7 protein-coding genes and 2 pseudogenes are annotated in these 13,138 nt (G+C 59.2%); 4 read left to right on the top strand and 5 right to left on the bottom strand.

All coding sequences use genetic code 11. From position 1 onward, the window contains the following. Positions 1-200: 200 nt before the first annotated feature. Positions 201-2,862 (top strand): annotated as a pseudogene (locus ACVJGD_RS22480) (arylsulfatase). A 672-nt stretch (positions 2,863-3,534) separates the two neighbouring features. Here ACVJGD_RS22480 and ACVJGD_RS22475 read toward each other — a convergent pair. From ACVJGD_RS22475 to ACVJGD_RS22455, 5 genes and pseudogenes are all read right to left on the bottom strand, one after another. Then, positions 3,535-3,933 (bottom strand): hypothetical protein, encoded by a 399-nt coding sequence (locus ACVJGD_RS22475; protein ID WP_456636362.1) that lies wholly within the window; start codon positions 3,931-3,933, stop codon positions 3,535-3,537. Positions 3,934-4,410: 477 nt separating this feature from the next. Beyond that, positions 4,411-4,698 (bottom strand): annotated as a pseudogene (locus ACVJGD_RS22470) (transglycosylase SLT domain-containing protein); the annotation flags it as partial. Further along, the gene (locus tag ACVJGD_RS22465) at positions 4,695-5,774 is read right to left on the bottom strand and encodes an IS630 family transposase (RefSeq protein ID WP_456636361.1); all 1,080 of its coding nucleotides are present in this window, start codon (positions 5,772-5,774) and stop codon (positions 4,695-4,697) included. The gene ACVJGD_RS22465 and the pseudogene ACVJGD_RS22470, both read right to left, overlap by 4 nt. Before the next feature lie 42 nt (positions 5,775-5,816). Further along, positions 5,817-7,334 (bottom strand): transglycosylase SLT domain-containing protein, encoded by a 1,518-nt coding sequence (locus tag ACVJGD_RS22460; RefSeq protein WP_456636360.1) that lies wholly within the window; start codon positions 7,332-7,334, stop codon positions 5,817-5,819. 333 nt (positions 7,335-7,667) lie between these two features. Next, a complete protein-coding gene (locus ACVJGD_RS22455) occupies positions 7,668-8,132 on the bottom strand; it encodes an SH3 domain-containing protein (protein ID WP_456640337.1) in 465 nt (154 codons plus the stop codon). 410 nt (positions 8,133-8,542) lie between these two features. On the opposite strand from ACVJGD_RS22455, the gene ACVJGD_RS22450 reads away from it, so the two are divergent. From ACVJGD_RS22450 to ACVJGD_RS22440, 3 genes are all read left to right on the top strand, one after another. Beyond that, complete coding sequence (locus ACVJGD_RS22450; protein ID WP_456636359.1) at positions 8,543-10,618, top strand: ATP-binding protein; 2,076 nt, start codon at positions 8,543-8,545, stop codon at positions 10,616-10,618. After that, positions 10,590-11,243: a response regulator gene (locus tag ACVJGD_RS22445; RefSeq protein WP_456640336.1), complete on the top strand. Its 654-nt coding sequence runs from the start codon at positions 10,590-10,592 to the stop codon at positions 11,241-11,243. The genes ACVJGD_RS22450 and ACVJGD_RS22445 overlap by 29 nt, the downstream gene beginning before the upstream one ends. Positions 11,244-12,626: 1,383 nt before the next feature. Next, positions 12,627-12,815 carry a hypothetical protein gene (locus ACVJGD_RS22440; RefSeq protein ID WP_456636358.1) on the top strand — a complete coding sequence of 63 codons (189 nt, stop codon included), beginning with the start codon at positions 12,627-12,629 and terminating at the stop codon, positions 12,813-12,815. Positions 12,816-13,138 lie beyond the last annotated feature (323 nt).

Here is a 13,138-nt window from a genome sequence, read left to right as displayed (position 1 = left end):
GGCGAAGACACATCAGGGTCTGCGGAGAGTCTTGCGGGACCGCGGAGAGGGACTTCGGTCGGCCAGCGTGGAGGCGTCTTCCAGCCAAAACGCCTGGAGGCGCCTGTGCCATAGCGTCGCAGTGCGCAGTGGCAATTCAAGTTGACACGCGCCTTTCGGGTTCCAATTGTTGACGTCCGTGCATTTGTCGGAGACCAGTCATGATGAACTTGGCGAGGCAGATGGTACGCGTCGCTCCACGTAAGTTGCTCGTCGGCTGCGCGCTTCTGGCATGGACGGTGGGCACTGCTTACGCGCAACAGACCACCGGCACGCCGGGTTCGCCCAGCGCCACGACCACAATCGACGGAGAGCAACTTCCGCCGCCCGATCCGAAGTTCGGCGGCGTGATCAAGGATGACGCGCTGCAGTCGAAGCCATGGTGGGCGCCCCGCGTCGTGCCGCCGAAAGACGCGCCGAACGTGCTGCTCATCATCACCGACGACGCCGGCTTCGGCGTGCCGAGCACCTTCGGCGGAGTGATCCCTACACCAACCATGGACCGGATCGCCAACGAGGGCCTGCGCTACAACCGGATGTTCTCCACGGCGCTGTGCTCGCCGACACGCGCTGCGCTGATCACCGGACGCAACCACCACTCGGCCGGGTTCGGCGTGATCTCGGAGCAGTCGACCGGCTTTCCCGGCTACAACAGCATCATCGATCGTGACAAGGCAACCATCGGTCGCATCCTGCTGGACAATGGTTACTCGACGTCGTGGTTCGGCAAGGACCACACACACCCCGGCGTTCACAGCCAGCCAGGTCGGGCCCTTCGACCAATGGCCGACCGGCATGGGCTTCGAGTATTTCTACGGCTTCGTCGGCGGTGACGCCAACCAGTGGCAGCCAAACCTGTTCCGCAACACCACGCAGATATATCCCTTCCAAGGCAAACCGGGCTGGAACCTGATCACCGGGATGGCCGACGAAGCCATCGACTGGATGACGCGGATGCACCAGACCGACCCGAGCAGGCCGATCTTCATCAAGTACGCTCCTGGCGCCACGCACGCGCCGCACCACCCGACCAAGGAGTGGGTGGACAAGATTGGCGCGATGCACCTCTTTGACGACGGCTACAACAAGCTGCGCGAGCGCATCTTCGAGAACCAGAAGCGGCTTGGCGTGATTCCCAAGGATGCGAAGCTCACGCCCTGGCCCGATGACGTCCTGAAGCCGTGGGACAAGCTCACCGCGGAGGAAAAGAAGCTCTACATCCGCCAGGTCGAGGTCTTCGCCGCGTATGCGGCTTACAACGACCACGAGATCGGGCGTGTGATCCAGGCCTTCGAGGACCTCGGCAAGCTCGACAACACGCTCATCATCTATATCAACGGCGACAACGGCACGAGCGCCGAGGGCGGGCCACTCGGCACGCCGAACGAGGTCGCGTTTTTCAATGGCGTCCAAGTGCCGGTCGACGTGCAGATGAAGTGGTACGACGTCTGGGGAACGGAGCAAACCTACAACCACATGTCGGCGGGATGGTCGTGGGCTTTCGACGCGCCGTTCGACTGGTTCAAGCAGAACGCATCAAGGCTCGGCGGCATCAACCAGAACATGGTGGTGTCCTGGCCGGCGCGCATCAAGGACAAGGGCGGCTTGCGTGAACAGTTTGTGCATGTGATCGACGTCGTGCCAACCATACTTGAGGCTGCCGGCATTCGCGCGCCCGATATCGTCGACGGAATCAAGCAGAAGCCGATCGAAGGCACGAGCTTTGCCTACACCTTCGAAGGGCAGAATGCCAAGGCACCGTCGCGCCACAAGACCCAGTATTTCGAGATGATGGGCCAGTGGGCCCTGTATGACGACGGCTGGTTCCTGAGCACCAAGGTCAATCGCGCACCGTGGGAGGCCTTCGGAGCGGCCAATCCCGACCCGCTGAACAACCAAGTCTTCCAGCTCTACAACCTGAACACCAACTTCACCCAGGACGATGACGTCGCGACGAAGCACCCGGATAAGGTCAAGGAAATGCGGGAGAAGTTCCTGGCGGAGGCGAGGAAGTACCAGGTCCTCCCGCTCGACGCGTCCGTGGCAGCGCGCATCGTTGCGCCGCGACCGAACATCACGGCAGGGCGCACGGAGTTCGTCTATGCTCGGCCGATGGTCGGGTTGCCGCAGGGCGATTCGCCGTTCCTGCTCAATAGTTCGTATACCATCACGGCGGACATCACGGTCCCCGAGGGTGGTGCGGAAGGCATGATCCTGACCTCGGGTGGACGTTTCGCGGGCTTCGGCCTCTACCTGCTGAAGGGCAAGCCCGCATTCCTGTGGAATCTGGTCGATCTCGAGCGCATCAAGTGGGAAGGCCCGGATGCGCTCACACCCGGCAGACACACCGTCGAGTTCGATTTCAAGTACGACGGACTGGGCCCGGGCACGCTCGCGTTCAACAATTTCTCCGGCGTGGGTCGACCCGGCACCGGCACGCTGAAGGTAGACGGCAAGGTGGTCGCCACCAAGACGATGGAAAAAACCCTGCCCATGATCCTCCAATGGGACGAGAGCTTTGACATCGGTTCCGACACGCTCACCGGCGTGAACGATGCGGACTACAAGCCTCCGTTCCCGCTGACGGCCAAGCTCAACAAGCTGACGATCAAGCTCGACCGGCCGCAGCTGTCGCCTGAGGACATCACGAAGCTCGAGGGGGCGATGCGGACCGCCGCCGACGGACCCCCGACGGAGGACCTTGGTTTGGTCCAGAGGATAGAACAGCGCGTCGATAAGTTAGAGGATTGCCGAAAGCAGGCTAATGCGCAAAAGCTCGATCCGATCGGGCGGATCGAATTTGTGCGGAAATGCCTCCATTGACGCATAGCGGTCCAGGAATCTGCGAAAGGGGCCTCGAGGCCCCTTTTCGTTGCGAGTAGTAATCCTGTCACCATCAACCACGGCTTGGATTCAACTGAAGAAGAAGCCGCATGACCGACAAACCCGCGACCTTATCGATCGAGTGCTGCTCATCGAGAACCTCCAGCGTCTCGGCAACGTCGTGTCGCAAACGCGGTGCTGATGCCGGAAAGCCTGAAGGCGCTTTATCCACACCTGGATCGTCTCAAGATCATCGCTGCGGCATGATGCGCTGCCGGCATGCGCCCAGCCTGCGCCCGAATCTGCTGAGCCCGTGCGCCTGGAGTCCACTGTTGTGCCTGCTCCAGCGCTCGCAGACGCCAATCCGTCTCCTTGTTCGTCGGGGGCCCAAAACGGGTCCGGTACGTTTCGTCTTGCGATAGCAAAGCCCGTTGCAGCGGCGGATCTGCGCGAACAGATGATGCATCGGCCGAGGGAAAACCCGTTGTACTAGTCTAGGACGGTGAAGGGACGGCGCTCAAAGTTGACAGATTAAAGAGGCGGCACAAATATCGTTGCGCAGTATTTCCTGCTGAACCCTACGGTTAGGACCCGTAAGCTGGAGGTTTTGCTGCAGCAATGTCACCGATCCCAACCCCATTTCTTTGAGATTAGCTTGCAGCCGAGAAGCGCCTAAAGCGCAGTTGGCGAATGCGCCACGAGGTCCCAAGAAGGCGCTATCGCGCTGAAGATACCGACCCGATGCGCATCGACGCTCGCGACGGCAGCATCCTGTTCGATCCGGCTTTCTTCGCGCCCAAGCCCGGTTCCATTCAAGCCGGACTCGACATCCTCGACCTGAACTTCGTCGGTCAGCACTTCACCGCCGATGAGACCACCATCGTGCGCGGCGGTGACATCCGGATCTTCATCGGCGGCAGCATGACGGTGAATTCGTCGCGCGGGTTCAACCAGCGGCGCAGAATACAAGGCCAGCACTCCTATAATCCCGATGGCAATGCAGGTTCTTGGTTGTTCGACGTTCAGCGACACGGAAACGGTCGGTTTGACCGAGGCGGAGAAACGGGCCATCAGAGGCTAGACGCCTCAGCCGCAAACGCCGGAGCACTCACGAAAAATCGGCTTTTCCGGATATCGTGTTGAAACGTGATCCTCCAATGTACGCCGAGGCACGCAACGCCGTGTTCGAGAGTGTCGATTGGCTAAATACGGTGCGGATTGGCGAGATGGCAGGATTTAGCGCGAGCAACCCCCACTGCCCAGCCAAACGAATGGAAGAAGGATGGGCAGCTCTGTGCGGCGCGCCCGGACAGCTTTCCCAGCGATTACCTTGGATCCTCGATAAGGCCGCTCGCCGATAAGAAAACAGAGCTTTCGCGATACGCGGTTTCGCGATGTAGCGGACCACACCGGATAGTCCGACAGGAACGACGCAACGAATTGGGTGAAACGAGCGTGAACAAAACGTGACGGAAGCGCACGCCACAGCAAGAAAAATCAATCACTTAGAAAACATTCATTGCGTTCGGGACGCAGTGGGTATCGAGGCTATCCCTGACGCCGATGCATATCGGCTTCGATGATCAGGCGCGCCGACTCGTCGAAACGGGACCGATACACTTGGAGGTTCTCCATCACTCGTTGTACGTAGGTTCGTGTCTCCGCAAATGGGATGCGCTCGACCCAGTCGACCGCGTCCACATTCGGATCGCGCGGATCGCCATAGCGCGCGATCCACTCCCTGACTCGCCCGCGCCCGGCATTATAGCCGACAAAAGCGAGGACATGGTTGCCATCGTATGTGTTGACGAGATCCGCGATCTCCGCCGAACCTAGTGTTGTGACTCTAACGTTTGTTTCGCCCGGGCCACTTTTTCAAGGATTTCGCCTGCAGACTTGGTCCAGACGAAGGGCTTGGGGGCGGCATTGTGGTTGTCCAGGTATTGCATGATGGCGTTCTTGAGCTCAGCGAGGCTTTTGAAGGCGCCGCGGCGAATGCGTTTTCGGGTGATCTCGGCAAAGAAGCGCTCAACCATGTTGAGCCAGGACGCCGAGGTCGGCGTGAAGTGGAGATGGAAGCGCGGATGCGCCTTGAGCCAGCGCTTCACGGCGGACGTCTTATGGGTGGCATAGTTGTCGACGATCAGGTGGAGGTCGAGACCGGGCGGCGTCCGGTGATCGATCAGCTTGAGAAAGCGCAGGAACTCTCGATGCCGGTGGCGCGGCATGCAGGTCCCGATCACCTTGCCGTCCAGCATGTTGAGAGCTGCGAACAGGGTCGTGGTACCATTGCGCTTGTAGTCGTGGGTCATGGTGCCGGCGCGGCCCTTTTTCATTGGCAGGCCGGGCTGGGTTCGGTCGAGAGCCTGGATTTGGCTCTTTTCATCGACACAGAGCACCAGTGCCTTGTCGGGGGGATTGAGGTACAGCCCGACCACGTCCTCCACCTTGGTGGCAAAGTTTTTGTCGCGGGAGACTTTGAAAGTGTCGACGAGATGCGGCTTGAGCCCGTGCGCATGCCAAATCCGCTGGACGCTGCTGTAGGAGATACCTGCCGCCTGCGCCATGCTGCGCACGCTCCAATGGGTCGCGTTCGGCGGTTTCGCGTGCAGCGTCATGTGCACCACCTGCTTGATCTTTTCGGGCGGCAGCGGCTTGACGCGCGACGGTCGGGTCGCGTCCTTCAGCAGCCCGTCCACGCCTTTCGCCACAAAGCGATGGCGCCAACGGCGGACGGTCAGCAGGCTCTTGCCAACCGCCGCAGCAATCGCCTCCGCCGTCAGTCCATCGCTCGCCAGCAGCACGATCCGCGCTCTCCAGACCACCTTCTGCGCCGTGTTGCGGTCGCGAACCAACCGCTCCAATCGTTCACGATCGGCTGCGCCGATCGAAATCTGCTCGATCTTTCTCATCCGCGCAGAATCGCAGCTTCGCGCCGATTTGTGAATCGTGCGTCAGCAACAAAACACTAGTTGCACGTTATAGGCGGGGTCGTTCAGAAGCCGCTTGGGCTCGAATTTGATACCCACCCGGCGAGCGATGGTGTGCCCTGTCTCGGGCGTCACTTGCATCAATCCATGGGCGTTGGCGGACGAAACCACCTTCGCGTCGAAGGCGCTTTCCGCCCGTGCGACGGCGTAGACAAGACTTAGGGGGGCCTTCGGCCCGACCGCAACATATCTAGGCAGGCCGAACCGGGGAAAGGCATACGGATCAAAAGCAAAACCGCGCACCAGCGCGCCCCTTCCCAGCGTCAGTGTGGCACGTGCATCGCCGTGCCTCGCGGTTGTTTCAGCGATCAGCGTCAGAATGCCGTTGTCGACGACGCGATCGAGGTCGGCGACGAATGGAATGACTAGGTCCCGGTTGCCGGTTGCGTAAAGAAGCTCGACGGCTCGGACTAGATCGATGTTGCGCAGGGTCGGGCGCTGCATGTGCTTCAATTCCGGTGGTCGGCGTACCGCGATCTTGCGGTGACCGAGACGGGCGCTTGCAAGCTGTCCGTAATAGGCCGCAGAGTGTCGCGCCGCCCTCGCGTAGCGGCGGCGTGCCTCGCGACTGCAGCCGACCGCTTCGGCCGCTCTTCCAAGCCAGTAACCGGCGCGCGCAAGCGAGGTCGGATGCGTCGTGATCTGCGGCAGGCGAGCGAAGTGTTGCGCTGCCGTATGCGGGTCGTTGAGAAACCGCAGTGCAATCCATCCTGCGGTGAACAGTTGGTCGACGCGCAAGGATTCCTTCGACGGGGAAACGGCCTCGCTGGCGATCCGGTAGGCGAGGCGGACCTGGCCGGCGTCAAGCAGCTTGCGCACCAGGATGCGGCGCTCGATCCACCACGCATCGGGATTGCGGATAGCGCCGGGATGGCGAGGCGCCGACAACATCAGTCGAGCGGCCTCGCCAACATGGTCGCCGCGACGAAGCCATTGAATACGAGCGAACACATAGGCAGGATTGGCGCGGGCGGCCATCGGCACGGCGTTGAGCAGCGCATGCGCATTGGCTGCGTTGTGGTTGACGGCGGCACGCGCCTTCACGATGGCCATCTCGGCCGCTCCGAGGTGACTTGCCGCGCGCATCGCGCCATCGAGATCATTTGCATAGAGCCGAGAACGCATGCGCGCCTCGTGATCGGTCGTTGTCAGGAGCGGTCCAAATGCCGCGAGCACCTGCGCTTCGAGCCGAGCCGAGAAATTGCCCTCGCGCCAGGCGGAGCGGGCGCATTTTCGTGCTGCGCCTCGATTGCCACGGGCCAGGTGCGCGCCCGCCATTGCGAGCTTGCCATGCGTGCTGAGCGGCTTCTGTCCGGCGAAGAATGCGAGCACGACGCCGGGATCGCTTCGCTCGATCCAAAGCCGGAGCTCTGCACGTCGCCGCAATACATTGAGGCTCGGCCAGGACGGGTGGGCGCGCACGAACGCGGCGTAGCGGGCCGAACTCATCGCCTCGTCGCCGATATCACCGGAGCGCAGCATCACCCACTCTACGAGCCTCCTGCCTATGGCGTCGTGAATCTGGTCGCGTCGACCCGTCGCCGCGGTCACTTTGCCTCGACGAGCCAAACCTATTGCATCCTTGATCGCGTGGACGTCCGCGTCGGATGTCGGCGCCGGCGACGAAAGGAACCGGCCGATCGCGTCAGAGGTTGTTGGAGCGGCCGTTTGGTCCGTTTGAGAACGCGGCGCACCGATCGCGTGAGAGCCGAACAGCACTGCGCCCATGACGAGCGAAATTTGCGCAAGGCGGATATGAATCATCTGGCCGTCAAAGTCCCTGCTGCGATAAAGGCCGTGCGATGGTGGAGGGGACTAGAATTTTTCGCCTGGGTATGCGCCCCACAATCTGGTTTGACGGATGTATCCCCGCCTTCCCCTGACTTGCACGCGGCACCAGCGTCCGTCGCACCGCTTGATGTGAACCAGCACGTTTTGCTGCACGATTGCGACAATCGGGGTGTCTGCCGCCGCGTTGGCGCGCAGCGAGACCGGCTTGGCTCCATGCCATGGAGCGACCAGCGCCCTCCTTCTGCCGGAAAGCAACGGGCCCAACATCCATCCCTCTTGCCCCTCCCAATCGCGGATTCGCCGCCAATGTTCGAACTCCGCAGTTATCTCGACCGGAACCTGTTGGCCGACGAATGTCCATTTAAGGGGATAGTTGATGCCGGGTCCCTGGCGCACGTTCGCAGGTGTGGCCTTTACAGAAACGAAGCGCGGTAGCGGAAGGCCGGTCGTCCGTCCGACATCCGATGCGGATGCGAGGGCCGTGTGCAAACCCAGAACGATGGCTGAGATGATCAAGCGCCAGAAGAGGCGATGCTTCGGAAATGACGTTAAATGCGACAAAAGGGGCCCGATTTAGATGTTTGGACGGAGTTCGAATCTGTAGCGCGACCTCAGTCCCATTTTATGAACACTGTCTTAAGCAGCGAATCGAATCAACCTCACATTGTGAAGCTCTAGTTTGGCGCTTGCGATCGGACAGAACAGGAAACCTCTCGACCCCTCTCATTGCGTTGGCTGCAGTTCCTGTCGACGAGACCGCCGTTCCAACGTCAGGATTTTCCTGACAGCGTAGCTGCGCATATGATCCTTGACAGACCCTGGACTGAGCCAGGCAGAAAGCTTGCAGAAGAGTGCTCATCGTTGTTGAATCTAATGCGAGAGAGGATGCACGCGGACGTATGAATGTTGTCGAGAGGTTTGCTAAAGTCGGTAGCACGCAGGCTGTTTGGCTGTTCATCGCGCTTGCCCTGAGTGCGGCCATCCCGGTCCTGCTGCTCGGGGGATGGATGGCGTATATTACGGCTGACCAGGAGCGCAGCTACGCACGTCAGGCGGCTACAGAAGCTCTCACGCAAGTGGCGCACCGGATTGAAGGAGAGATATCCAGAGAGATGCTGGTTGCCAAGACGCTTGCGAATTCGACTGCGCTTGACCGTGGTAACCTAAATGACTTTTACCAAGAGGCGACGCGGCTCGTCGCTGACCGTCCCTTGTGGGAAACAGCATCGCTAACGAAGCCGGATCTGGAGCAGGTCCTTAACGTGTTGCGGCCGCTTGGGGAATCTCTCGGCCCAGTAACCGATATGGACAGCTTCAATGCTGTCCTCCGCGCCCGCAAACCTGTCCTGGGAGGACTCGGCGCTTACCAGCCTGCAATTGGCAAGAGGCTGGTGGCATTGCGTGTCCCGGTTATTCGAGATGGCGAGCTTCGCTACGTGCTGACTGTCGGCCTCCTGCCTGATCAGATCAGCACGATCTTGGGGGAAGCTGGATTACCCGCCGGGTGGGCGGGGACGGTCGTTGACGCAAAGGAAAGAATTGTAGCCCGCACTCCAGACAAGGAACTGGCGAGCGGAGATGCCAAGACGCCTACCGTACAGGAGGCGATTGCTCGCGGCAGACCCAATTCGTTGCGAACCAAAACGAGTGAAGGCCTTGACGTTGAAACCGTCCATCGTGCGTTGGCTGGCGCTGACGGGTGGTCGGTGCATGTGGGAGTACCCGTATCGGAGCTTAACGCGCCCGTATCGCGCTCCCTACGCCTGTTGATCGGAGGAACGACGGCGAGCTTGGCATTGGCACTTGCACTTGGATTGGTGATCGCACGGGAAATCGCCCAGCGACGCCATCTGGAGGCTCTACGGTCGGCTGCCGCGCTGCTGGATAGTGAAAAGCGCGGCGCGTTGGCCATTGATGCCGCCGAGCTCGGTACGTGGCGCTGGGATCTGGTTGCAAATGAATTCAACGGTTGTAAACGCTTTTGTATGCTGCTTGGGCTGCCCGGCGGCGCGTCCGGTGTAATGAAGTGGTCTGCAGAGGAAGTTCTTGCACTCGTAGAGTCATCCTATAGGTCCGCCCTGTCGTCATTCGCCACTACCTGCCTTGAAAGCGGCAAATCAAGCAGTGTTGAGTTTCTCGTCCAAACGCAGGATCGCGGCGAGTATTGGTTACGGGCTGCGGGAAGAGCCGAGGGCCAACCCAATCACCGTCGCATAATTCATGGGGTATTGGCCGATATCGACATCCTCAAGCGCGCAGAAACGGAGAGATCCCATTTGCTTCGGCGTCTGGCGTCAGCCCAGGAAGAGGAACAGCGTCGGATCTCCCGTGAACTGCACGATCAGGTGGGCCAGACCGCAACTGGTCTATCGCTTGGACTGAAAGCGCTTGAACAAGGATTGGCCTCAGGAATAGATTTAAACGTAATAGCCGAACAAGTGCGTTGGCTTAAAGAGCTTGCCGCCCAGATCGGTCGTGACATTCATCGTTCTGCTTCGGACCTGCGACCGACTGCCATCGACGATCTGGGACTTTTCAGGGCTATTGGAGCCTACGTCGCGGAATGGCAGGAGCGCTATGACATTGATGTCGATATGCAGACGTTCGGACGAGACAATCAATTGCCGCTCGACGTTGCAGTGGTCCTATACCGGATCGTTCAGGAAGGATTGACCAATGTTCTCAAGCACGCGCACGCGAACAAGGTCAGTATCATACTCGAGCGGAAGTTGGGGGTATTCGTGCTCGTCCTTGAGGACGACGGAGTCGGTTTTGATCCAGACGACCAAGGGCGCCTGGATGGAGGCGAGATTTCAGGTCTGGGTCTCTCTGGTATGAGAGAACGGGTGGCGCTTCTAGCCGGCACTATCGCTGTGGAATCTGCTCCAGGGAAAGGGAGCACGATCTTTGTGAACATACCGTTGGAGGAGCCAGACGGTGAAACAGATGACTCCCATTCGCATCAGCCTTGTTGATGATCATCCTGTTGTGATCGCCGGGATCAGAGCGCTCTTGCAGGCGGCGCCCGAGGTCGAACTTGTCGGCGAAGCGAATACCGCTGCAGCAGGCCTGAAGGTCATCTGCGAATGTTCCCCTGATATCGCCGTCATCGATCTTTCGTTGCCAGACATGAGCGGTATGGAACTTGCGCGCAGGGTGAGCAAGGACTGTCCGGAAGTGAAAATTGTTGTGCTCACAGTTCATGAAGATCGTGCGTACGTTCATCCCGTCTTTGAAGCGGGAGCGAGGGGCTATCTTTTGAAGCGATCGGCTGGGGACGAATTGCTACGCGCAATTCGAACCGTAAGGAAGGGCGAGACTTATCTTGATCCTGCAATAGCCGAAAAAGCATCTATGGCCGTGCTTCATTCGCTCTCTGTAACCGGCAATGATGGTGGCGAACTCAGCCGGCGCGAAGAGGACGTACTGAGGCTCGTGGCTCAGGGACTGAGCAACAAGCAGATCGCCGGGCGCCTGGGGGTAAGCATCAAAAGCGTTGAGACCTACAAGGCGCGTGCGTCTGAAAAGAAGGGGCTCCGCAGCCGCGCGGATATCGTCCGCTTCGGCGTTAGACGCGGCTGGCTTATTGCGCCCAACTGAGTAACGCATGTTAATCTGCGGACCGACTTTCATGCGAATGCGATCCACGTGGCTCAGGTGTCGTTTTGAGCAGGCAGAGGAGGGGTCCGTGTGGACTTGTTGAACGCAACGATCCTAGCAGGACGAACTGTTCAACTTCTGCCGAATGGCCTCGGCTCGAGAGTCGTTATTGCAGATCAGGCAGATTGCTTTCGACGTCAGATGGCCGTTTACACCTACCCGTTCGTAACGATGCAGCGTCCTTTCAGCACAGGGCTCGCAGTAGGTCGACTCTCGTTCCTTTTGCCCCTAACCATTTTTCATGTCCCCCAGCTTAACGTCAGGACGAAGCGACCGGTCACTGTCGGTAGCGTCCACTTGGGTCTTTAGATTGTTTGCGGTCGTGACCGCAAGTGCCACGTCGGTCAATCAGCTGAGATGATTCGATGTATGTCGAACGGTGCTACTGTTTCCTAGTCACAAGCAGTTCAATGGCCACCAACCCTAGAATAAGGATCGCCGACGTCAAAGCCTGGCTCCTAAGTGCGGCGCTCGGTATTCCCAACTCGTAATGGGCGATGTGCGCCACGGAATAGGCAACGAATGCCGCACTGCACGAGGCGAACACAAATGTAAGTGCGAGATCGGCGAGCTTTTTCACGTGCTCTTACCTGGTGCGATCAATGCGCCGATCAGATTTCGTGACAATCTGTCGCTGGGCCGAACTTGCCTCAGAAAGCCCTGAATGGTTTCGGTGCAGAGAGATGCGCAGCATTCGCGTGGAAGGCAGAACATGAGCCGAAGCGCAAAGTATCCAACAGACAAGGAAGTCTTGATTCCGGCACGTCGGTCAGCCGAATCTAGCAAAGTCCTTTGCTGAAGATGGTCCAACACGAGGTTATTTTGCTCCGATAGAGAATAGCTAAGTTCGGCTGCCAGATCGTCGGCATATCCTTATTCCATTTCGACCGTTCCGTTCGATGTTGGCTCTAGTCATAATAAAGAGGTAGCGACCTTGGGAATGTCAGGAAAAGCCTGTCAGAGGCCACGAAAGAATCGTTGTAACGGGCAAGATGGAGTAGTCATCTTTCAGCAAAGAAGATCACTACAGGTCAGGCAAAATAGCGTCGATAGATGGAGGTGGCCGCCGTGACGACCGCATAGGGATGGATCACGCAGGGAAAGGTCTCGATGAGACCAAGAAAGCTGCGTTTACAGAGCTCTGTGGTGCCGTTGCAGGTGCAGTCGATCTGATTGGGAGGAAAGTTGATGCGTTACAAGGGAATTGAACGCAAGCCTCCAACCCCGGCTCGCTGACATGTAAGGGCTTTCCTGACAAGACGGCGTGTTGGCGTCCTCTTAAACGGTCTGTGAAGAGTGTTACGGGATCTGAATGAGAATATCATGATCGCTACAGTGGGGTTGGCACTTTTGGTGTTTCTTGTGGCGCTCCTCTATGTTGTAGGACCGACCTACGGCGACGAATATCCACATGGGCGCCGCGTCAACTCTGCGCAGTCGCTTCATGGACGCGTGGTGCTGATCTGTCTCGGGTTTGGAATCGCGGCGCTGCTGAATTCGATGCCGAGCTAGCAGCGTTGCTTGGGGGTGCCACTGCTAGAGCATCCCGAGCCATCACGCAGCAAGAGACGAAGCCGATGATCGGTGTTTCAGTCGCCATTCTGATCGCGTTGAGTATAGGAATATTCATCGCACACGCGTTCGACGCCTGGCGAGCAAACTGATGGGTCATTCGCGGGCCACCGTTGCGTTGCTCTCTCGAGGATAATGACGAGCTCAAGAGCGTCTGGCACTCCGACGGAGAGTCCTTACCACGCGGATGATAAAGGGGTAGGGCGCCTGCGGCGTCGCAATCACAGGCCAGCTAGCCATGCCGCGGTTCCGTCGGGTCGTTC

Source organism: Bradyrhizobium sp. USDA 10063 (genome assembly GCF_054063735.1).
This window is presented reverse-complemented; position numbering and strand designations above follow the sequence as displayed.

What these genes read in the sequence shown, in the direction of transcription:
- ACVJGD_RS22475 (WP_456636362.1), bottom strand. Translation starts at nt 3,933, where the DNA reads ATGGCCCGTTTCTCCGCCTCGGTCAAACCGACCGTTTCCGTGTCGCTG.
- ACVJGD_RS22465 (WP_456636361.1), bottom strand. Translation starts at nt 5,774, where the DNA reads ATGAGAAAGATCGAGCAGATTTCGATCGGCGCAGCCGATCGTGAACGA.
- ACVJGD_RS22460 (WP_456636360.1), bottom strand. Translation starts at nt 7,334, where the DNA reads ATGCTGCGCTCCGGTGATATCGGCGACGAGGCGATGAGTTCGGCCCGC.
- ACVJGD_RS22450 (WP_456636359.1), top strand. Translation starts at nt 8,543, where the DNA reads ATGAATGTTGTCGAGAGGTTTGCTAAAGTCGGTAGCACGCAGGCTGTT.
- ACVJGD_RS22445 (WP_456640336.1), top strand. Translation starts at nt 10,590, where the DNA reads ATGACTCCCATTCGCATCAGCCTTGTTGATGATCATCCTGTTGTGATC.
- ACVJGD_RS22440 (WP_456636358.1), top strand. Translation starts at nt 12,627, where the DNA reads ATGATCGCTACAGTGGGGTTGGCACTTTTGGTGTTTCTTGTGGCGCTC.